Origin of the sequence: Sellimonas intestinalis (assembly GCF_001280875.1) — a bacterium.
In the GTDB taxonomy this organism is placed as follows: domain Bacteria; phylum Bacillota; class Clostridia; order Lachnospirales; family Lachnospiraceae; genus Sellimonas; species Sellimonas intestinalis.
This window is the reverse complement of sequence record NZ_LGAJ01000003.1, coordinates 209061-228953: the sequence shown is the minus strand read 5'-3', so window position 1 is coordinate 228953 and position 19893 is coordinate 209061. Positions and strand designations below refer to the sequence as shown.

Genomic DNA, 19893 nt, shown 5'->3' with positions numbered 1-19893 from the left:
GTCAGACATCTTCTATCACATCCACGGAAAAGTAGGTGTGCCATGTTTTTGAGAATACAGGATCTTTTTCCACATATTCGTGCTGAAATGTAGGGTGAATCCCCTGTTCTCGCAACTTCTTCCGTAACTCTTTATATTTGTCATGCTGAGGTGTGCGGGCAAAGAACGAGATCTGGTATGTAACAACATTCTGGTATTCATTTCCGGAGGCCATTTCGTCTTCTTCCAGATACGGCCAAAATACAATCCTTGGATATTCGTTCGTGTTCTTATCGCTTGTAATTCCTTCATTTACCGGAACTCCCAAACTTTTCAGTAAACTGCTTAATTCCTGTTTTGTCATTGTATTTTCAGCTCCTTTTCTGGACGAATCAACGTAAGTTCCGTTTCCTGAAATCCGTCTTTATCCGTCACATGCGTGGCATTATAAACATGGTGCTGTTTCCCTTCAATCATACATACACACCTGCTATCAATGCCCTTATACACTGGAATCCGAATCTTCATCGTCACTTCTTTCCCGCCCTGATCGAATTCATACTTTGTCCGATCAAACACTGATAATTCCCGATACCATATGTCCCCAACATTGGAATTCTCCAAATGCTCCTCTGGATAATCCTTGGATTCGTCCTGCCGGATGTAATAAAGCTGCATTGCTCCTGATGTATATTCAGGCATCTGCATGTGTCTTCACCTCACTTCCCATCTGCCAGCTTAAAATTAGAGCCTTATAATTATCTTCCCATTCATTCACTTTGTGATGGTAAGCGTAATACACATAGTTTTTTAACAACATTCGGAAAGTATAGTCATCATCCAGACTTTGTCCTGGATTCAAAAAATCCAATCTTGCTTTTCCCTCTTCCAGGTATCTCATTAATCCTGTATCCTGAAAATACGGCGGGATCTGATAATCCTGCCGTATTTCTGTAATCAGTTTTTCCAGCTCCAACGTCATCCCCTCCTGCTACTTATTCCAAAACAGCTTTTTCAAAATTGAAAGTAATTACTTCCGATTCATCCACTTCGATCTTCCATGTATCTTCTTTGGATACTCTCAAAATGATTTCTGGATCAAACGTCATGTTTTCTTTTCCTTCTGCTGCCACTCCATTTTTCTTTAAACTCATTTTCTTTCCGGTCTTTGTAAGCTTGAACGGGAAATAATGCCCGCTTTGTTCTTCCTCTTCGGAGGAGAATCCCGTGTATCCGGTAACAGCTTTCAGTGTTCCTTCAACGGTTCCATCTTCATATACACAAAGATCCTCTCCTACCAAATCAGAAGCTTTCTTACCTAATAAGTCCTGACCTGCCGGAAACAATGTCATAATGTCAGGACTGATTATTTTCCCTGTTCTGGAGTTGTCGCTGTCGTTACTGGAAGCTTATATTCTTCCAGCTTTGTGATATCAAATACAACCGCGCAATTATCATCTACCGCACGCCCGTTTGCATAACACTTTCCAATCACCAGATCCGCGTCGTCCATTGCTTTTGTCTGGTCATACTCCTTTACCTCGAAAGATGTTGCTCCCATCACATAGACATTCGGAATGGTAAAAATTCCCTTCCCCTGCGGGCAGTTCGCGTCCACATGCTTTACAATTGGCATGAAAGATGTATTTCGGTATCCTCCTGTTAATGCCTCGCCATAAAGCGCCGGATCTACATATTCTGCTTCATCTAACGGGTTACAGATCAGATGCAGCTCAGAAACGGTTCTCTTCCCATTATTTGTCAGCGTTTTTCTGACTCCCGCTAGGCCTTTCGGAGAAAACTTTTTCACTGTATTAATCACCGCTTTATCGTCAGCCGTCCCGTCTTCTTTGAATGTTTCAATCTGCTTCATAATCCCGATTGGTCCCGTCTTTCCATCCCCGGAAAGATATCCCGTCACAAATCCATCCTGCATGGCTTCTGCCAGAACTGCCGTAAAATACCGATCAACAAATGGAAGCGCCAGATCCCGGATTGCTTTAGGGATGACAATATACGCTGTCATCTTGTGCTGTTCAATATTCAAGCCGGTAATCGATGCGGATAGCTCGCCCTGAACCGCATCGGTCAGGTTCCCCCAGACTGCTTTTCCGGAGTGTTCCGCTACGATCCATTTCTTTACATCTGCCGGCGCCATCTGTACCATGGACAGAATATCGCTGCTTTTTTTGATATCGTCCAATGTACGGTCAATAATCGATGTTGGAAGGATATCGATCTGCTCTGCCGTAATCGCCTGTTTAATATCCTTGAATTTTTCATAAAAGGATGTTTCCTCTTTTGTCAATACCCGAAGACCCAGCTTCTTTCTGTAGTCTTCGTCCGCCGCTGCCCTTGCGTTCTCCTCTACCAGTTCGCTGATCAGATGCTTATGCTGCTCTTCGGCAATCATCACAGCCGCCTGATAAATCGCTTCACTTTTGTCTTCCGCTTCATTCAGCATGGTTACGACTTTCTGCTGAAGTTCTTTGTCCAATGTGTCAATTTTCATTCTTTTATTCTCCTTTTCCTGAATTAAAAAAAGCACTGAATCCAGTGCTGTCCCCTTGTTCCTTACTATTTTCTTTGATTTGTTTCACAACTTTTTCAGTGACCTTTTGTGCGATCCTGTTTTCGATTTCAGAAGTATCCCGTATTTCCAATCTCGCTTCTGATCCATATAAAAGTCTCTGTTGGATCCATTTCATCGCGGACTGGCTGACGCCTTCCGGCTTTTCATCCATGATCCCCGTTGCAAATCCTTTCTCTTTGGCTTCTTTTGCTGTCAACCATGTTTCGTCATCCATGAGCTGCTTGACTTCTTCTTCGGTAATCGTACATCTACTCATGTACGCATTGACAGACGCCTGGGTAATCTTATCCAAATCATCTGCTTGTTTTCTGAAATCATTCGCGTTTCCCACTCCATATGTCCACGCATTATGAATCATAAGAAGGGAAGCGTCATTCATCACTCGTTCTTCCCCTGCCATAAATATAACAGATGCTGCGGAACACGCAAATCCGTCACAATAGGTCCGCACTTTTGCGTTACTGTTTTTCAGGACATTATAAATTGCCAGACCTTCTGCCACATCTCCCCCATAAGAATTGATGTGGACATTCACTGTCTCAACCTCTAACTCTTGAAGTTCTTTGACAATTCCATAAGCATCTTTGTCTTTTTCATTCCACGGCCAACTCGTAATCCTTCCGAAGATATAGAGATCCGCTTCTTTCCCGGCTGTTTCCAGGGAATAGTATTTCTCCATCTTGCCTTATTTCTCCTTTCCTAAGCGTTATTTACTGTTTCACCCACAGTTGGGAGACCACCGGATCACCTCCTTCCTTCTAAGTTTTTAATTGTCCGCATTTTCTTTTCCACTCTTCTCACCTCCCAGATCATTGGTATAATTCTTTGTAATTACTCTCTGCTGGCTAAACTCCGTATTCAAACATTCCCAACCTGCCATTTCCCGTACCTCATCAAAATTGAATCCGATGCTTCTCAACTTATCCAAATTGGCCGCGCTCTCAATAATATCGACATGTTTATACTTGCTCATATCAATCCAGATCATTTCGCCTTTCAGATAGTCTTCTTCTCCTACCAGTTTTGCGTTCAATGAATCATTCAGCAATTCTACGATCCATCCTACAGCATAGGTAATAAATTCATTGGTACTATCTGCTTTTTCTGTGATTTCTCCAAGAAAGACCGCTTTGGGAATATCAAAGGCAAAGGCACACTCTACCATGATTTCATTTGCCAGCTTTACGATATCCTCACTGGATACGTTTGCCTGTGCCTGAAGCTGGGACACTTTTAGTCCTGACGAATTTGTAAGCACTTCTATTTCATCTGATTCTAACAACTTTTTAATGTCAGATTTATATTGGTCGATTGTAACAACTTTTGGTTTTCCTTCTTTGTCTTTTGTATGAATCACCGGCATCGATCCCTCTACATCCAACGTATATCTTGGAATACTTGAGATCTTCTTGGCCGCGCACATTGCACTGATCGTGCTATTATAAATATTTAACACTTTTTCAAGAAACCCTATAATTTTTTTGTTTCTGCTCCTGAGATGGATAATCTCATTTGATGTAAACCCCCTTTGCAGTTTTATTGTATTATCATTGGATATAATCGTGACATTACTATAGGTCTCTGGGACCATAACAGAATTATTTACTGTAAATGAATCCGCAATGTATAGATGATTTCCTACATAGCAAATCACACACTCCTCATCAAGCAACAAACGCCGGATAGCTTCAATCCAGAAATCCGTGGCCGTTTCATTTGGATTTGGCCGAATATTCAGCAGCCAGTAAATATGATCCTTTTCTCTTTTCCCTTTTCTATTGACGATAAACTCGCTTTTCGCTATTGCATGTGCGATCATTCCTACCGCCTTTTCAATAGCCATTTTTGCTACTTCAAGCTTTTTAATGTTTACGGTAATGCTATCTGTATATGATACCAAATCTCCTTTTTTATTTTGAAATAAGAAATCAAACATATATCACTTTCTCCTTTATTAAATCCTTGGAATACATCGATACCAGAAACGCCATAAACCCATCATTTTTTCTTAGCTTCGGTTCTATTTTCCCATACTGCTTGTTTCCATACCGATCTGTCAACACCTCTGTATTATTGGTATACCACCGCATAATGGCAGACGCTCCATAATTAATCCTCCCTTCCGCAAACAGCTTTTCTATCTCCGGTGCTATAATCCCACACACGGATCCAATCTTCCTTATGAGCCGCATCTGCCCATACGGGTCTTTTTTTGTTTCTTCGCGAATTCCATAAGACTCAAATAACATCTTAAACAATCGGTATCTGTATGTATCCATTGTAATTTTAAGTACATAATATTCATTCATTCGATCCATACACCACCGCACTATATTTTCTGGAGGAATTACCTGTCCTGGTGTGATCTCATAATCCGAAAATTCCGGCTGTCCCATATTTTGAAATATTGGAAATTTAATGGATTTTAAAAACGGGGACTCCTCACATATCCATGTGTGTTGTCTCCAGATATATTCTCCATCTTTCTCCGTCAAAACTCCTGCTGACGCAAAATCCCTAACATCTGCATAATCAATCCCAATGACCGCAAGCCTCCCTTGGGTATCCGGTGTCTCCCGTATCGTCTTCTTTTTGATATCCGAATAACAGCATCGCAAAATATTTTCCCAGGAAGCTACTGTTGCTTCATCATTCCTGTCAGGCCAGTTCATCCTCTTTGTCATAAACTCCGGCCTTTTGCTTGGCAGCTTTTTCATTTCCAGATAATCCTGAAGGATCTGGTGCTCCAAAATCGGCATATATTCCATTGAAGGATTTGGCTTATGCCATGCTAACCGATCATCCGCTTCCTCAATACCGTCAATCTTGCAGATAAAGGGGAAATATCCTAACTGGTTTTCTCCGGTTTCCAGTATTTCCTCCATCAGATCCAACAATTCATCCATTGGCCCCTCTCGTACATACCCATTTGTAGTCAAGATAAATTCCCTTGCATGCTTTACCTTTCCAAACGCGGATTCAAATACATTGATCTGGTCATAATTTTCATAAGCATGAATTTCATTTAAAACCAGACACCCTGGACGTTTCCCATCTTTTGTCGCCGCATTTGATGTGTTATACTTCATTTCTGATCCAGTTGCTGTGTTTGTAATTAATTCTTTCGTAACTTTGAACTTTCCTTTCATGGCTGGAATATTCATCGCATCATACGCTACTTTAAAGGTATCTTTTACCTGCTGTTCCGAATTTGCCACAATCTCTACATGATAATTCTTCACCCCATATAATGGTGTCTGGAAAAAATTGACCAGTGGCACTATAAATCCATCTTTCCCATTCCCTCTTCCCATCATAATAAAAAACTTTCGAAATACCGGCCTGTCGTCCACATACATAAAGGCAAAGGCATAGATGAATTTCTGATATGGAAAGAACTTATAGTAGTGTTTTTCGCAATATTTTAAACAGTTTTGATATGTTTTTTCGTCAAAAAAAACATCATTTCTCCGTAATGTCGGCAAAACGATGTTCTTGATCAGAAGCGATCTCTCCCGATTTATTTTTTTAGGGTTATCCTCTACATACCTAAGATATTCTTCAATTTCTTTGCAATTAATCATTACAAATAATCATCCTCTGCTGAAGAATTTGAAAGAGGTTCTTTTAAATTCAGATCATTTAATATTTTCAGCATGGCAGTTGTGATCTTTGGCAGATTTGTCACGGATTCATTGGGTTTTTCGACCTTGATACCATTTCCATTGACCGTGTCGTACCGGATTCCTTTTTTCCGGATATCTGTAATCAACTTCTTTTTTAGACTCCAGTAATCCATGTAATCACTAACCAGATCCAGATAAAAATCGGATGTTTTATTCTGTAATCTTAACTGTTCTAAAAGCGATTCTTTAATCTCTGTTTTTGTCACACTACCACCTCCCTTTGCGTCAGATATCTTTTACCATTTTTCTTCTGTAGGGAACACATCAATTATCTCAAATTGTATATTTGAATGTTGATATTTTTCATAAATATCTTCATTGGAAGATAATGTACATTCTATATTTTTTATATCCCTCTTCCTGTTTCTCCTGAATATATTTTCATAACACTGTTCCCAACTTGTATTAATCCATACATATTTCACATTTCTATCCGTAAACATTTCCCGCTCTTTTGGGGTTGGAAAACAGGTAATATGAAACACATCTTCCCCTTTATTGTCCATATTCAACGTAAATTTTATCTGTTCGTTTTTATCACCGATTAAATCATAATCGCTGATAATTCCTCCTTGCTTTTCACACCATGTACTCTTTCCACTTGCAATCATTCCACATACACATATAATCATATATACCCCTTTCACGCGCGCGCGAAAATTTCTCCAGAGTCATACCCACATCCCCGTTCTCCACTAAAAAATTTTTCATTGAGAATTCACCCGGGGGGATTTCTTTTTTATTCCGAAATTTTTCTACCATTTTTCTTCTGTGACTGGTTCTTTCTTTTTCACAAATCTTTTTGGTTGTCTCCCATGCCTTATGTTGTGACACTGTGTACATAAGCTAATCAGATTCTCTTCATCAAATGCAAGCTCCGGATTTTCTTTTAGTTCCTTGATATGATGGACCTGTGTCGCCCTCCGGATCTTTGCATCTTCCCCGAATAATCTTTCTTCTTTTTCTGCTGCCGTCCGCAACCTTTGAATACAATCCTGACACTCATGCCGATCCCTAATTAAAATCCTATCCCTAACCTGCTGCCATCGCGCCGAATTATAGACCTGCTTTACTTCCTGATCTGTCATGTAAATCTCCTTAACTATTCTCATATTAATTTACTACATGTAAAAAGCATCCGGTTTCCCGGATGCTCTCTTCTTATTCCTTATTCGATTGGTCTATAAACTCCTTCATCATCTTAGTGATCTGTGTCCCCATCGCAATTCCTTTGCTTTTGCACACAGCCCGAAACTCTTCTGCCACTTTTTCATTTACTTTGTAGGTCTTTGGGACAAGCCCCGCCTTTGCATCCCACTTATCCTGTGGCCTAACCTTTTTCTCTTCCATCTCTCACCTCGTATACAATATTCAAAATATTAGATATCACGCTTATGATCAGTGCAGTTCCAATGATCCAGTCAAGCCCTTTTGTCACAGCGTAGTATCCAAGCAGGAAGAGAGATAATAAATTTGATACAATTATACTTTTTCTCATAGATTTATTTGCTGAGATGACTTATAATATAGGCGATGGGTGGCAAGCCCACCGCCTAGCACCTATTTGAAAAACGTCTCATAGATTAAGCAAATCGCAGTTACCAGACCGTTTATTATGCTGACTATGAGTGCCGCTTTTTCAAGTCGGTGCTTTTTCTTATGTTTTTTAGCCATCTCCATTCTCCTTTCCTCATTTCTTGATTCTATTATACTATATACGTATACGTATGTCAAGGGTTTTAGAGGAAATTTCCAATAGAAACGGCAGGACTCGAACCTGCAACCGCCCGGATATAAGCCGTTTGCTCTTCCATTGCGCTACGTTCCCCTGTAAAAAAAGCACCTGACCTTTGTCAGATGCTTTATGCCTTAAATGAGATTCGATTATTATCTTACCTGCGCCATTTTGCTAAGCGCATCCTGCAATACTTTTGAACAGCTTATTCCATTCTGTTCTACAAATGTATTCAGCCATGCAGGAATTGTCAATGTTTTCTTGACTGCGTTGCTTCCGTATTTTGCTGCGTATGCGTCCATGTCCAGAGCAATCAGACTCACGAACTGCCCTTCTTCCGTTGCAACCTCATTGATTGCGGTTGCTTCCGGTGCTTTATTTCCGTCTTCAAGTTCTGTCAGTACCCATCCGCTTGCGGCATCTTCTGCCATAAATACAGCCTCTGCCATACTGTCTCCTCCCGTTACGCATCCAGTAAGATCTGGAAATTCTACTGCGTATCCACCGGACTCGTCTTCATATGGAGTAAATACTGCTGGATAAACTAATTTCATAAGCACACCTCTTTCTTTCATCTTTCAGGCACTGGGGCTTTACAGCCCCGCCTGTTTTAATATTTTCTTTGCTACTGTAAGGTTTATGTCCTTCCCTCCGTGTTCCGGTACTGTAACCTTTCCCGGCTTTGTTGGATGTTTATACTGGTGATGGGAGCCTCTCTGTGAAACTTCGTACCACCCGTCTTCCTTAAGTATCTTATCCATTTCTCTGAATCTCATTTAATCCCTCCTTGTGATTATATAATAACACGTATTGCACGTATTGTCAATACTTTTATACATATAATACGTATTTTGAGATTCACGAGGTGCGCAAAGAAGCACCCTGTCATTTCTGGTAAGGTGCTTCCCCTTTTGTTTCTTTTCGATGATATCATAATATCACATATCCGGCTGAACTTCTATGAACTCTTTTGGTAATTCAAAATGTGCAAGTGCTCTTCCATGAAGTTGATATATCCATCTTTCTGAAAAACTCATTTTTTCCGCAATCTCCCACCAGTCGAGTCCGGTTATATAGCGATAGAAAAGTATGTCCTTCTCATTCTCGGATCTCAGCTTCTTGATCTGCCTTACAATCTGCTGGTATGTTTTGATCCTGAGATACCGCTCGTGCTGCAACTTCAGAATCATTTCGTCCAGATCTGCTGCATATCCTGATAAGTCCCCCTGCCCTCCGCTGCCATGCGGCATCCCATCATTAAACATCATCCCTGGATACATTTTCATAGATCTAAGTTCCGCAATCTCCGCATTGATTCTATGAATTCTTCTGACATGCTGACGGTAGCTCCGTAGATATTCCTTTTTCTTGTCATTTTCACTCATGGTTTTCTGTTCTCCGTCCATCGGCATCACCTCCAATCCCGAACTTTTTCGCTATGTACTTCGCCACATCAACCGACTTATACGGCTGACGCTTGAAATTCTTCCTGGCATCCTCCCGCACATCCGTCTCCAGGCATTCATAGTGATTCGCTGTATCAATCTTCTTTTCGTGTTCCATCCTGTTTCGTTTCAATTTCTGCTCCTTTCTCCGATCGGTATAAATCTGGAAGAGGTCGCCATGCGATAACAACATATACTTGTCCCGAGTCGTCAAACCATGCGCCGTCTGGACTGTACTTTAGAGTTGTTGCGCGGCTTGCCCCTTTTATTGTTACGTTAAACTCTGGACAATACTCGTCCTCCATATCGTCTGGCACTTCCGGCAAACGCTCCTCCACCGGAATCCAGCCGTCATTTCCCATGTGCTTGTGGATGATATCTACCATCACATTGTAAAAATTATCTGTTCCATCTTCATATCCCTGCGAATACCCGTTGAGGATTTTTCCTTGCTCGTCCTTTGGTGGATACTTTGCGTATAAGTTTTCTTTCCTGTTCCCATCTTTAATTTTCTTCATCTCTTCCAGAATCTTCTCTAATTCCTGCATGTCAGTTCATCCAACCTCCTTCTCACTTCTTCCGGTCCGCAATAAAAGATTAGTTCATCCAGTATAGTGTCAAGAAAATATACTGGCGTTTCTTTCTCCGGATCCTCCCACTCGTCTGCGGAACAGTCAAATACTATTGCGAATTTGTACCCCTGCCCGCCGTATCTCCTGTATAATTCTTCATGTATTTTCTGTGGGTTTGCATCCTTTCCCTTTATCCATATGGGATAGTTTCCAAATCTGTCAGTCTTTTCATCTTCGAATATGTGCATGTCAGTCCTCCTTTTCAAAGAATGTCCTATAGTCAAACCACTTATCTTTTATGATATTACCGATAATTTCAATCGTACTTTCCAAGTCTTTATGAGCAATCCGTATGTATTTCCCTTTTAGCTTCAAAAGTTCACTTTCGCCTACCACATCCATAATTCGCATAATCGCTTCGCAGCCTTTTGAGGATCCTTTAAAAAAATCATCATCCGCTCCGACGTATCCTTTACCCAGAACATAGCCACCATACACGCATCCACAGCCGTCCCATTCCAACGCCAAATCTAAGCACAAACAGCCATGATTTTCCATATTAAGCGACACATTAGTAATCTTTGCGTTTTCAATCCTATACCCTTCATCTATAAGTTGCCATTGATTCCATTTTTTCATCGTTTATTCCTCCCATTTCAACCTCTGTCCGCAATCTGGACAAAAATCGTATTCCATATTTTCTTCGTAGTAGTACACATTGGGACTCTCACAATAAGGGCAATACGGAATATCATCCGCATCCCTTTTTACTCTTTTCGCCGTATCCCGCTCTTTCAGCTCCTGCCACTTCGCAGCTTCTTCGTTGTCAACAGTTCTGCTTTTTCCACTCTGTCTGGATCACCCTGTGCAATATAGAAATCAACGAAAAAATCAATAACCTGATTAACTGTAATTTCATCTCCAAATATATTTTCGAGTTTCTGAACTGCTTCTTTCAACTCCATGATCTGCTCCGGGGTAAGTTCGGTGTCCTCGTATTTCTTTAACGACCAGTAAATAGTCATTGCTTCTTTCCGTACTTCTCGGGCGTCAATGATGGCTCTTCTTAATCCGCCGTCTATCTTCTTATCTGGTATTGTTAATCTCTCCATCTCTGATCTCCTTAATCCTCGAATAAGCCACCGCAGACAGCCTATCCACAGCAAAATTTAGCTGACATACAATCTCTTCGACATCAGTCGAGACAGATATTCTGTTTATGTTTCCCCGCAGCATATCAAGAATCTGCCTCTTTTCTTCGTTCGTATATGGTCTGTTTAATAACTTCGCCATCTCTGATCTCCTTTCGTTTGTTGTGATTTAATTCTCATCACCACAAATTTCATCTAAGAACATTTGACCTGGTATATCATCATTTCCCATCCACCAGCTAAAAACCTCTTCCCCTGTTTCCCATTTGCTTTCTTTCCCTCTTTTGTTTCGCTCTTTAAGCATCCGTTCAAACGCATGTATATATAGGCTTTTGTATTTTGGAAAGTCCGCAAATTCTTTCCAGCGTTTCTTGCCCATCATAGGGCATCCAATACAGCCCACACGGTCGTATCCCATTTTATACAATTCGCATGTTTCAATATGTTCTGAATGGATATACTCCCATACATCGGTATGCGTCCAATCAATAATCGGGTTGACTACCATTTTATTCTTTCGCATACATAACTCTGTCATTCGGCGGGATGCTGTATTGTCGTTCATCAGCATGACTGCATCAAATTTCTCAGTTTCTTTTTTTGTCTTTCCAAGTCTCTCAAATTCTCCGCGATCTGATCTTGCTATACTTTCGTCCCATCTTACTCCTGTTCCAATATATCTATTTTTACATCCCGTTTCCTTTAAGACAGAACAACAGTATCTCACAAGCCGTGTCGGTGGCATAAGTTTCTGAGGTATCAGTTCCCACATGCTTGTTCTTTTTCCTTTGTAGGTTGGTTTCTCAATTTCGCACGGGATACCCTGCATTTCCAAAGCCCGGAATACCTTCCGAATATGCTGAACTGTTTGGGGTGCGTCTGCTGTGGTATGGCTATTATGTACCTCAAATGGGATCTCGGATCGCTTAAAAAGCTCTAATATCACATCACTATCCTTACCTCCGCTATACGTGCAAACAAGCGGTTTTCCATAGTGATGTAGGCTCATTTCACTTGCCATTTTTATTCTCTCTATTGATTTTTTCTCTTTATCCATTTTTCTAAGAAGCCCGGTATACCCTTGCCACGGCCGGAGGCTGGCTCCTTTCGTTTGTTCTGGTTTAAACCCTTTTTAGTTTCCGCCTTGCACTGTTCAGGTACTTCGAAAACGCAGACTGTCCAATCCCAATCATCTGGCCACATTCCTCTTGGGTCTTCTCTGGATGCTGAAACCGAAGCAGTACCGCTTCCCGCTCTTTCTCCGTAAGATCTCTGTTTCGGATCAGATCATGCACTGTTTCCGACATCCCAAAATGGTCTCTGGTATCTGCAATCGTGTCTCCCAGTGTCAATCCTTCTGCCCCACTGACCGGATCCCCAAAATACACGACTTTTTTTCGTCTGTTCCTCTTCCTCAGCTCCATCCGGATCTCATTCTCCATGACACGTACCGCATAAGTGCTGAAACAGAAGCCACGCTCCTCTTCAAAGCTCATTGCCGCCTTGACAAGCCCATACTCCGCTGCCGACAGGGCATCCTCCCACTCTATCCCAGCTTGCTTCACCCAGCGTTTCGCAACGTACCCCGCAAGCGGGACACTCTCTTCTACCAATCTAATCTCTTTTTCTGTCATCATTCACTCAGGAGAAACCGGTTATTATGCGCGCAACTCGCTCTCCTTCCGTTTGTTCTGGTTAATTATCGTCCTTTTCTGGATAGCCTTTCCCATTCATCCGCATAGACTTCCACTGTATTCCACTTATATCCACATTCCAGGCATTTCCGTCTCCGGATGACTCTGTCTACTTTTTTCCGATATCTGCGATCTATAACTTCTGTCTGGAGTGACCCGCATCTCCGGCACTGATCCCCCTCGATCTGCATTTTTTGTCCCTCCTTTCTATTTCCTATGACGTTGTTCCACAGTCTTCCAACGCATACTCCTGTTTTCTTCTCTTGCAATCCTGTACCATACCTTTGAGAATCTCTATCTCCTCTTCATTCAGATAAATGTAATACTTTTCCAGCATTTTCAATACATGGAGCTTTCTTGCATACATTTCATCCTCTTCTTTCGTTGCGGTGTCCAGGATGCTTTCTGTTTTCTGTTCCCGAATCGACGCTTTCTCTTTTGTATCCTGCCGCCCCGGATCCGGGTTCTCCCTATCTTGCCGCTGCCGCTCTTCCTCTACTATCCTCTGAATCTCACTCGTTTTTTCGTCCGCTATGTCTGGAGTGTCTACTTCTTCTGATTCTTCCAGGTAGTCCTCCTCCCTCATCTGTCCTGGGATCTCGTCCTCTTCCTCGCACTCTTCTCTGTGCGTTTCCGCACTTTCCTGTGTTTTTTCTTCCGGCTCTTTCCTGCTGCCCCGGATTTCCATTGCGGTCATTCCCGGATCCACCTCTTCCAGCTTTTCCTCCGGGAGGTACAGCATCTCCTGTAGCTGGCTCTTGTTATACCCCTTATATTCTTCCGCCAGATATGGACTGTATCCTCCTTCGGAGAAACGCCGGTTAATCTCCATCCATCTGCTGGCGGTCGTCCTGGTGATCCCAAACTGGTCTTTCGCACAATCCCAGATTGTTTCATATCCATCCTCTTGATATCCTTCTGTCTCTTTGATCCTCCGCAGGAAGTATCCTACCTTGACGAAGGAGTTCCGGATATTTCCCAGCTCATCCCGTATGATCTCTTTCGCGTCCTCATAATTCGCTTCCTGATACCATTTCCGCGCTCCCGCCGCTTGGATGCTGTTTCCATTCAGCATCTCTATTACATCAAATCCTGCCATGCCATCCACCTCTCCTTCTCATCGGTTTCCCGTGTAGTTTCCTCCAATTATTCGTTTCCTCTCTTTCGATCTTCGCAAATTTTTCTGCAAGCTTTTTCGCAACAGCTTCTATCTCCTGCTCCCAAACTTTGTGAAACTGATCCCATGAGTCCATAGCCTCTTGTGCTGTTTTCCCTATTTCTGAAAGCGCATCATTGAATGACTCTATCTCCTCCACCAGCTCTTGTTCCTGATCTGGTTTCCCCTCACTCTCATCGGGAACCCTTTCACACGCGCTTTCCTCTTCCTGCTTCTTTGTCATCTCTTTTCTCCTGGGTTTCCGGATCCATTCCAGAATTCTTCTACAAATTTCCACCTTCTCTTCCTTCCCTCATCTCCAAAATAGTCTTTGGCGCTTTTACATACTGTTCCAGTGCACGGATCGCCTCGTTCCCACCATAACAGACCAACGCCTGATAGCCCTGGATCGTCAATTTCTCCAGCCAGTCTTTCTGGTTATTACTTGGCCGGTTCTCCCCGACTTTTAGTTCAATGTACAGTCCGGCGTATCCGGCGCGGGGAACCGGGAGCACCAAATCCGGCACCCCTGCCCTCACTCCCATCCGTTTCAATTTGGACGCCTCAGCTTTGTTCCTGCTGCCCCCATTCGGCACATGGTAGAGCAATTCCAGGTCCGGGTAAGCGTTGCTCATCAGTTTGGCCCAGCATACCACCTTCTCCTGCTCTGCATCTTCCGATCCGGTGAGCTGGATCCGGCCATCCGGTGTCTTTCTTTCCTTGACTCGGTAATTTCTCACTTCTTTCTCCTCCACTCCTTTATCATCTCTATGGCTTTGTTCCACTCTCTGGAGAATCTTTCCTTGTCTTCCAGTGTCATGGTTTCCGCTGCCGTTCTCTGATATGTCGTAATATGCTCTTTATTCAGAAAATCCCGGAAGGACCTACTGCTCCCAATCTCCCATTTTTCTTTTACAATTCGATATGACTCTTCCGCGTCATGCTCCCACGCAATTTCTGTGACCTCTTCCAGATGTTTCCGCAAGGTTTTTCTTGTGATTCTTGGCGCTTTTTCCACGGTCGGTCCTCCTTTCTGTGATCTCCACTTCTCCGGTCTCCAGATTCAGGATATAAGATTCTTCCCTCTGCCGTTCCCGGTCTGCCTTGTTGTCCGGCAGTTGTACCAGCGTGTAGGAAAAATACAAATACCCTGTTATCTCGTGCCAAGCCTCCCGGATGCTCTCCTTATCCACGTACCATCCGGCCGGAACCTCAATTTTATGGCTATAGGCGTTCCGTCCCCGGATCTTCTTTTTCTCCGGTTCTGGAATGATAAGATTTTTACTGCTACAGTATCTTTTGTTGATGAATCCTTGCTCCGTCTTCATGGTCTTGTCCGAATACTTGATGAAATACCCGGCCAGTTTCCGGTACTGCCCGCTCTTATCCAAAGGCTTAATACAGATCCATCCCTTTTCCCATAGATCTCTTATGATGTGTGATATATGATCGATCCCATTGACAACAATATGAAGGTGTGCAGCTCCCCTCTCCCCTTTTTCCGCCGTCCATATGTATTTCAGTTCTTTTCCGTGTTTCCGGTAGATCCTCCGCAGTTTTCGTAAAAGTGTTCGGATGTCCCGGTTCAATGTCTCCCGATCCGGCCGCTTCTCTTTCCGGTAGCTGAGTGTAAGGTAATAATCCTCCCCGGAAAGGTTGGCGTTCATCAATCGGGTGAGTTTTTTCTCGGCCATCCTCCGGTTGACTTGTCTCTGTGCTTCTGGAGTCCTGTTCTCTTTCTTTTTCCGGCTCCCCCCTTTCTGGTCAAATCGATATGAATAATAAAATTCATACTCTTTTGTCTTTCCCGCCTTGCAGGTCGTCTTGATGTATGGCATCTCCTCTTTCCTCCGGTTTCTTGTCCTTGAAATAATACCCTTATCGAGTCTCAAAGGGGATTGGCTTCCCCCTGTTTCAAATGCGGATCCGTACCCTCCGGAATCCTGCGTTGTCTTTTCCCGCCATACATGCTATACTGAGTATGTCTAAGATGTATGGCTTACCCTCCCTTGAGCTGTCGGGCTCCGGGAGGGTATTGTATTTCCTATTTCTTCTTTCTGTTCGGATTGTCCTATCTCAGATAATGAAATATCCGGTCCCTTTCTTTTCCGCTTCTCTCTGTGCGTACTCCTCAGCCGCTTGCCTTGTCCCATACAGGCACCCGATATCTCCGTTTTCATAGCGGACAATCCAAAGGATTTCTTTTTCTTCGTTTCCATTCTTTTTCATCTTGGAATTCCGATTATGATAGTTGTACTTTTATGTAAAACAGCATCTGCAAGCTCCATCTGATCCTGATCGAAAGGGTTCTCACCCGTCAGATGGTCTATTAGTTCTCTTGTAATCTCCGCCGCGTACCCACAAATCTCTATCTTTTTCTCCTCACTTGTTTTCTTCTGGTCGCATATTCTGTTTGCTGCCAAGAAGATCAGTGTTTCCAGGTCTTCTTTGGTCAGTTCATATTTTCTTTGTTTCTCCATTTGCTTTTTCCTTTCTTATCTGTCATAATAAAGTTGGTTATTTTAGCGAGTGTATATCTGGGATTGCCGTCCCTATGCACTCTTTTTCATGCCCTGCTGCCGGTGTCTCCGGCGCAGTTCCCTCATCTGGAGATAATGCTTCTCCCGTTCTTTCACACAGTCATGCGTTATGTATGCTACTATCATCATGTCCAGCGCGATCCCGAACGCCATAAAAAACTCTGCCGTTGAGATAATGTTCTGGCTGTAACTGTCAGCGGATCCGGCCATCACCAGTACGGCAATTCCCCCGACCACTGCACAGATGTCTTTCAAGATCCGGTATTTCCGCAGTTTTCTTCGATGCATCGTTATCACCTCCCTCTTCACTTTCCTTTCTCCGGTTCATTTACACCATAATCTCCATATAAAACCCCATCGCTTTAGCAATCTCCTGTGGATTATACGGCGGGACGTGCTTCTTTCCGTTTTTGGACTTGAGCATATCCCTGTAGTTGTAGTAATCCGTAAATGCCAGGATGTTGACCCGTTTCAAGTTTCCATCGCTTAAAATCCCGTAATTTCCATATCGGTCTTTCTGATCTTCCATTTCGCGGACGATCGTTCTGACCGTCCGGTCGCAGATATGGAACTGCTCCGCCAACTGGGGTATTGTTGCGATTGCGTTTCCGTGTAAGATTCGCATGGATGTTATATTCACGCTTTATTCCTCCTTCTCTTTTAATCTCTTGTCATCCTCCAACCGATCTCCTATACTTTAGATACAGGCACTGCCATGCCGAGTACAAAGAAAGGAGACCTCATATGGATAAAAAATTGTTAAAAAATTTGAAGAACTTTTCTTCCGATGACTATGTAAATATTGAGTCTTTTTTGTCATTCACAAAGGATACCCAAGAATTGAGAGATTCCCTTGCTTCTCTTGAGAGCCTCGGATATATCAAAGTGGTTTATTCAAGTGGGCAGATATACGAAATCGTCTTACTACCTTTATGTATTGAATATTTCAAAACGATTTAGTTTATCTTCCGGCCACTCTTTCTGAAGTGGCCGGTCCATTAATTCCCAATCCTTTGCCACCAAATCGTCTCTTGTTGGATTCCAGTGACTCATTATATCTACGACCTTGCCATCTTTTATTTTTGCAATAAGGCACGTCACATATGAGTCTGTCGGAAGTATCCCAATTATAATTTTTCCGTGTATCTGCATTACATTTTTTCGATACATCATTTTATTTTCTTTAACTGCTTTTTTTGTTGCTTGGTGTATATACACGTTTTCACCTCCCTCTCTGCCTATTCATCATCCTGTACCTCAATCAACGCCAAAACCCTGTATGACCACGGTATGTATACATAACCTCATCCCCTTCCTGCTTGTCCATCTGGTTGACCGCCTAAGCGGTTTTCTCAATTTCGTATTTGATTTCTACACCCTCCTGTTCTTCAAGAAGGCTGATTAATACTTCAATGACCTTTTCCATATCCATATCATCACCTCTCTAAAATCTATTCCTCACGGATTGTCCGGGTTGCATTGTCCTTAACTCCTGTTCTTTTTCCTTTTTCTCTGGTATAATTTTCTTATCAATTAATGAAAGGACGGATATCATGCCTTATAAATTTACCCCTGAATACTCAATTCTCTCTTCTATCAGGAAAGAATTAGATCCCGTAAAGGAACTTGCTTCTTCAGCCGAAAAACTTGCGAAATCATCAGAGGAACGCTCTCAAATAGCCGAAAGGCTTGCCAATTCTTCCGAAAGCATCGCTAAGTCATCCGAGACTCATGCCAAAGCTTCCGAAACGCTCTCATCTCTTGCTATCAAAAAAAGCTAAGAAAGCCGACATCAAAGGCTGGATCGCTGTTACTGTTTCTGTTCTTACTTTTATTATGGAAATTTGCGATAGGCTCGGCCTATTCTAAAATGATTCCAGAAAGAACAAATAAAAAGTTTAATATCGCTAATACCAGAGCCACATCCGAAACCGTTATCTTTGACGGTTTCTTTTCTTTTTTATCCTTCTTCATACTTCCCCCTCCTTTTCATCTATCTGGAATAAGTAGGTTTCTCATACTTTGATGGAAATGAATACCTGTGTAAAGATGTAGTTAAAATCGAAATCCCTGCTTCCTCAGTTCCTGTATTGGTTGTAAAATTGAAAATATATAGACTTAATCAGAGAGATGTGTTATTTGTGTATCTCTCAAATCGTGTATGAATAATTTTTCAAAACAGCCCTTGACATAGTTCCCCATATCTTTGTCTCTGTATAAAAGTCCGGTACAGTATTTTTTGCACTTTTGTCGCAATTCCCCGTAATCTTTTGATTCTTCTTTCAAATCTTTGTACGCTTTGGTAGCTAAATCTCGTACTTGTAATCTAAACTTTTCATAATCCATGCTTTCACACCTCCTTAGATTGCTCTTATCTTCCTTGCAGACTTTATTTCGAAGTTCATCCCCTGAATAGTTCCAATCATCAGCCGTGAGGTCATCTGCTGTTGGATTCCATGACCTCGCGGCTCTTTCCGCTTTTCCATATCTGCTTATAATCAGTTGACACGTTTCATAACTATTTGATGGTTTGATCACAGCGAATATTTCTGATTCAGTTCTTCTCATAGATTTTCGGAAGATTATTCCATTTATCTTCATTGCTTCCCTTACAGCTTCATGTATGTACATCTCTATTACTCTCCTTTCTTTCCTGTGATTTTTTTGTATACTCTTGCTATCAAATGATGAAAGGGTATATTAAGGTTCAACAATTAATTTTTCATTTAATACAGACCGACCTTATAAATTTTTAAATTCTTCTTTTGTTCTTTCGACTAATGTTTCTAAAAACATTTCATAAGAACTATTAGTTCTCGATACAGGGACGTTCTCGGCAGATATTTCAACCGATAGCGTTCCTTCTTCTAATTCAAGCGTCTTTTTTATACTTTTTTGAGTTTTCTCCTCCATCTATACCACCTCCTTCTTGTCTGGATCATCCGTTTGGAACAGATAATCCAATGTTTTATCGAGAAATCCTTGTATTTAGAATTTGTTCATTTCATTTATAGAGCTTTTATACAAGATATTGTGCTTTTAAATATTTTTCTGTTGATTTACTCACCCCAATACTTTATACTATATTCAGAACATATATTCGATCAGAAAGGTGGTGAACATATTGAAACACTACTACTTCAACATTCATGCTGACACAAATGGATACCATGAAATTCATACGGAAGATTGCTCTTATCTTCCTTCTCTGTTAAACAGGGAATACATCGGGTATTTTGGTTCGTGTCAATCCGCAAAGCTTGAAGCAATGCGGAAGCATCCGAATAAAACTTTTGACGGTTGCTATTTTTGTTGTCGTGAATGTCATAAAGGATAATAGGG

At 42.0% G+C, this 19893-nt stretch carries 38 protein-coding genes; 1 reads left to right on the top strand and 37 read right to left on the bottom strand.

The annotated features are described in order from the left end of the window. Window position 1: 1 nt before the first annotated feature. The 35 genes from AOA56_RS01985 to AOA56_RS01815 form a co-directional block, all read right to left on the bottom strand. Window positions 2-343 carry a hypothetical protein gene (locus AOA56_RS01985; RefSeq protein WP_053768838.1) on the bottom strand — a complete coding sequence of 114 codons (342 nt, stop codon included), beginning with the start codon at window positions 341-343 and terminating at the stop codon, window positions 2-4. Next, window positions 340-687, bottom strand: coding sequence for a hypothetical protein (locus AOA56_RS01980; RefSeq protein ID WP_024732885.1), 348 nt, complete (start codon window positions 685-687; stop codon window positions 340-342). Before AOA56_RS01980 ends, AOA56_RS01985 begins: the two co-directional genes overlap by 4 nt. Further along, window positions 674-955 carry a hypothetical protein gene (locus AOA56_RS01975; protein WP_024732886.1) on the bottom strand — a complete coding sequence of 94 codons (282 nt, stop codon included), beginning with the start codon at window positions 953-955 and terminating at the stop codon, window positions 674-676. Before AOA56_RS01975 ends, AOA56_RS01980 begins: the two co-directional genes overlap by 14 nt. Window positions 956-974: 19 nt before the next feature. Next, window positions 975-1331: a hypothetical protein gene (locus AOA56_RS01970; protein WP_024732887.1), complete on the bottom strand. Its 357-nt coding sequence runs from the start codon at window positions 1329-1331 to the stop codon at window positions 975-977. A 14-nt stretch (window positions 1332-1345) separates the two neighbouring features. After that, window positions 1346-2491, bottom strand: coding sequence for a phage major capsid protein (locus tag AOA56_RS01965; protein ID WP_053768837.1), 1146 nt, complete (start codon window positions 2489-2491; stop codon window positions 1346-1348). A 4-nt stretch (window positions 2492-2495) separates the two neighbouring features. Next, a complete protein-coding gene (locus AOA56_RS01960; RefSeq protein ID WP_053768836.1) occupies window positions 2496-3251 on the bottom strand; it encodes a head maturation protease, ClpP-related in 756 nt (251 codons plus the stop codon). A gap of 87 nt (window positions 3252-3338) precedes the next feature. Then, a complete protein-coding gene (locus tag AOA56_RS01955) occupies window positions 3339-4508 on the bottom strand; it encodes a phage portal protein (protein WP_053768835.1) in 1170 nt (389 codons plus the stop codon). Further along, entirely contained in the window at window positions 4501-6156 is a 1656-nt protein-coding gene (locus AOA56_RS01950) for a terminase large subunit domain-containing protein (RefSeq protein ID WP_053768834.1), read from the bottom strand. The genes AOA56_RS01955 and AOA56_RS01950 overlap by 8 nt, the downstream gene beginning before the upstream one ends. After that, a complete protein-coding gene (locus AOA56_RS01945) occupies window positions 6156-6464 on the bottom strand; it encodes a P27 family phage terminase small subunit (RefSeq protein ID WP_024732891.1) in 309 nt (102 codons plus the stop codon). The genes AOA56_RS01950 and AOA56_RS01945 overlap by 1 nt, the downstream gene beginning before the upstream one ends. Window positions 6465-6494: 30 nt before the next feature. Beyond that, a complete protein-coding gene (locus AOA56_RS01940; RefSeq protein WP_053768833.1) occupies window positions 6495-6890 on the bottom strand; it encodes a hypothetical protein in 396 nt (131 codons plus the stop codon). A gap of 123 nt (window positions 6891-7013) precedes the next feature. Then, on the bottom strand, window positions 7014-7346 hold the full coding sequence (locus AOA56_RS01935; protein ID WP_053768832.1) for an HNH endonuclease: 333 nt from the start codon (window positions 7344-7346) through the stop codon (window positions 7014-7016). Between the two features lie 73 nt (window positions 7347-7419). Continuing rightward, window positions 7420-7608 (bottom strand): hypothetical protein, encoded by a 189-nt coding sequence (locus AOA56_RS01930; RefSeq protein ID WP_024732893.1) that lies wholly within the window; start codon window positions 7606-7608, stop codon window positions 7420-7422. After that, entirely contained in the window at window positions 7589-7756 is a 168-nt protein-coding gene (locus AOA56_RS15750; protein WP_155200576.1) for a hypothetical protein, read from the bottom strand. Before AOA56_RS15750 ends, AOA56_RS01930 begins: the two co-directional genes overlap by 20 nt. 389 nt (window positions 7757-8145) lie before the next feature. Beyond that, complete coding sequence (locus AOA56_RS01920) at window positions 8146-8547, bottom strand: type II toxin-antitoxin system HicB family antitoxin (protein ID WP_053768831.1); 402 nt, start codon at window positions 8545-8547, stop codon at window positions 8146-8148. A 39-nt stretch (window positions 8548-8586) separates the two neighbouring features. Beyond that, on the bottom strand, window positions 8587-8769 hold the full coding sequence (locus AOA56_RS01915) for a type II toxin-antitoxin system HicA family toxin (protein ID WP_053768830.1): 183 nt from the start codon (window positions 8767-8769) through the stop codon (window positions 8587-8589). 162 nt (window positions 8770-8931) lie between these two features. After that, the gene (locus AOA56_RS01910; RefSeq protein ID WP_053768829.1) at window positions 8932-9399 is read right to left on the bottom strand and encodes a sigma-70 family RNA polymerase sigma factor; all 468 of its coding nucleotides are present in this window, start codon (window positions 9397-9399) and stop codon (window positions 8932-8934) included. Further along, window positions 9371-9571: a hypothetical protein gene (locus AOA56_RS01905; protein ID WP_117565115.1), complete on the bottom strand. Its 201-nt coding sequence runs from the start codon at window positions 9569-9571 to the stop codon at window positions 9371-9373. Before AOA56_RS01905 ends, AOA56_RS01910 begins: the two co-directional genes overlap by 29 nt. Continuing rightward, on the bottom strand, window positions 9534-9986 hold the full coding sequence (locus AOA56_RS01900; RefSeq protein ID WP_053768827.1) for a hypothetical protein: 453 nt from the start codon (window positions 9984-9986) through the stop codon (window positions 9534-9536). The genes AOA56_RS01905 and AOA56_RS01900 overlap by 38 nt, the downstream gene beginning before the upstream one ends. Next, entirely contained in the window at window positions 9974-10258 is a 285-nt protein-coding gene (locus AOA56_RS01895) for a hypothetical protein (RefSeq protein ID WP_053768826.1), read from the bottom strand. The genes AOA56_RS01900 and AOA56_RS01895 overlap by 13 nt, the downstream gene beginning before the upstream one ends. A 1-nt stretch (window position 10259) precedes the next feature. Further along, window positions 10260-10649, bottom strand: coding sequence for a hypothetical protein (locus tag AOA56_RS01890; protein ID WP_053768825.1), 390 nt, complete (start codon window positions 10647-10649; stop codon window positions 10260-10262). Window positions 10650-10804: 155 nt separating this feature from the next. Beyond that, entirely contained in the window at window positions 10805-11122 is a 318-nt protein-coding gene (locus AOA56_RS01885; RefSeq protein ID WP_053768824.1) for a hypothetical protein, read from the bottom strand. Beyond that, window positions 11097-11303 carry a hypothetical protein gene (locus tag AOA56_RS01880; RefSeq protein ID WP_053768823.1) on the bottom strand — a complete coding sequence of 69 codons (207 nt, stop codon included), beginning with the start codon at window positions 11301-11303 and terminating at the stop codon, window positions 11097-11099. The genes AOA56_RS01885 and AOA56_RS01880 overlap by 26 nt, the downstream gene beginning before the upstream one ends. 27 nt (window positions 11304-11330) lie before the next feature. After that, a complete protein-coding gene (locus tag AOA56_RS01875; protein WP_053768822.1) occupies window positions 11331-12218 on the bottom strand; it encodes a phosphoadenosine phosphosulfate reductase family protein in 888 nt (295 codons plus the stop codon). 64 nt (window positions 12219-12282) lie between these two features. Further along, window positions 12283-12774 (bottom strand): sigma-70 family RNA polymerase sigma factor, encoded by a 492-nt coding sequence (locus AOA56_RS01870; protein WP_053768821.1) that lies wholly within the window; start codon window positions 12772-12774, stop codon window positions 12283-12285. An 86-nt stretch (window positions 12775-12860) separates the two neighbouring features. After that, on the bottom strand, window positions 12861-13046 hold the full coding sequence (locus AOA56_RS01865) for an NrdR family transcriptional regulator (RefSeq protein WP_053768820.1): 186 nt from the start codon (window positions 13044-13046) through the stop codon (window positions 12861-12863). Between the two features lie 23 nt (window positions 13047-13069). Continuing rightward, window positions 13070-13954 carry a hypothetical protein gene (locus tag AOA56_RS01860; RefSeq protein ID WP_053768819.1) on the bottom strand — a complete coding sequence of 295 codons (885 nt, stop codon included), beginning with the start codon at window positions 13952-13954 and terminating at the stop codon, window positions 13070-13072. Further along, window positions 13941-14255 (bottom strand): hypothetical protein, encoded by a 315-nt coding sequence (locus AOA56_RS01855; RefSeq protein WP_053768818.1) that lies wholly within the window; start codon window positions 14253-14255, stop codon window positions 13941-13943. Before AOA56_RS01855 ends, AOA56_RS01860 begins: the two co-directional genes overlap by 14 nt. A gap of 40 nt (window positions 14256-14295) precedes the next feature. Further along, a complete protein-coding gene (locus tag AOA56_RS01850) occupies window positions 14296-14751 on the bottom strand; it encodes a VRR-NUC domain-containing protein (RefSeq protein ID WP_242843428.1) in 456 nt (151 codons plus the stop codon). Beyond that, entirely contained in the window at window positions 14748-15029 is a 282-nt protein-coding gene (locus AOA56_RS01845) for a hypothetical protein (protein WP_147323289.1), read from the bottom strand. The genes AOA56_RS01850 and AOA56_RS01845 overlap by 4 nt, the downstream gene beginning before the upstream one ends. After that, complete coding sequence (locus AOA56_RS01840; protein ID WP_053768816.1) at window positions 14950-15849, bottom strand: rolling circle replication-associated protein; 900 nt, start codon at window positions 15847-15849, stop codon at window positions 14950-14952. The genes AOA56_RS01845 and AOA56_RS01840 overlap by 80 nt, the downstream gene beginning before the upstream one ends. A 238-nt stretch (window positions 15850-16087) precedes the next feature. Further along, the gene (locus tag AOA56_RS15745) at window positions 16088-16240 is read right to left on the bottom strand and encodes a hypothetical protein (protein WP_156316904.1); all 153 of its coding nucleotides are present in this window, start codon (window positions 16238-16240) and stop codon (window positions 16088-16090) included. Continuing rightward, complete coding sequence (locus tag AOA56_RS01835) at window positions 16237-16491, bottom strand: hypothetical protein (RefSeq protein ID WP_053768815.1); 255 nt, start codon at window positions 16489-16491, stop codon at window positions 16237-16239. Before AOA56_RS01835 ends, AOA56_RS15745 begins: the two co-directional genes overlap by 4 nt. Window positions 16492-16563: 72 nt before the next feature. Beyond that, window positions 16564-16839 carry a hypothetical protein gene (locus AOA56_RS01830; protein WP_053768814.1) on the bottom strand — a complete coding sequence of 92 codons (276 nt, stop codon included), beginning with the start codon at window positions 16837-16839 and terminating at the stop codon, window positions 16564-16566. 40 nt (window positions 16840-16879) lie between these two features. Further along, a complete protein-coding gene (locus AOA56_RS01825) occupies window positions 16880-17191 on the bottom strand; it encodes a hypothetical protein (protein WP_147323262.1) in 312 nt (103 codons plus the stop codon). Between the two features lie 290 nt (window positions 17192-17481). Next, window positions 17482-17769: a Thoeris anti-defense Tad2 family protein gene (locus tag AOA56_RS01815; protein ID WP_053768811.1), complete on the bottom strand. Its 288-nt coding sequence runs from the start codon at window positions 17767-17769 to the stop codon at window positions 17482-17484. Between the two features lie 335 nt (window positions 17770-18104). On the opposite strand from AOA56_RS01815, the gene AOA56_RS01810 reads away from it, so the two are divergent. Beyond that, window positions 18105-18332, top strand: coding sequence for a hypothetical protein (locus tag AOA56_RS01810; protein WP_053768810.1), 228 nt, complete (start codon window positions 18105-18107; stop codon window positions 18330-18332). 337 nt (window positions 18333-18669) lie between these two features. On the opposite strand, the gene AOA56_RS01805 is transcribed toward AOA56_RS01810, so the two are convergent. Next, window positions 18670-19182 carry a Thoeris anti-defense Tad2 family protein gene (locus tag AOA56_RS01805; RefSeq protein ID WP_053768809.1) on the bottom strand — a complete coding sequence of 171 codons (513 nt, stop codon included), beginning with the start codon at window positions 19180-19182 and terminating at the stop codon, window positions 18670-18672. Between the two features lie 111 nt (window positions 19183-19293). Continuing rightward, complete coding sequence (locus AOA56_RS16080; protein WP_167337742.1) at window positions 19294-19464, bottom strand: hypothetical protein; 171 nt, start codon at window positions 19462-19464, stop codon at window positions 19294-19296. Window positions 19465-19893 lie beyond the last annotated feature (429 nt).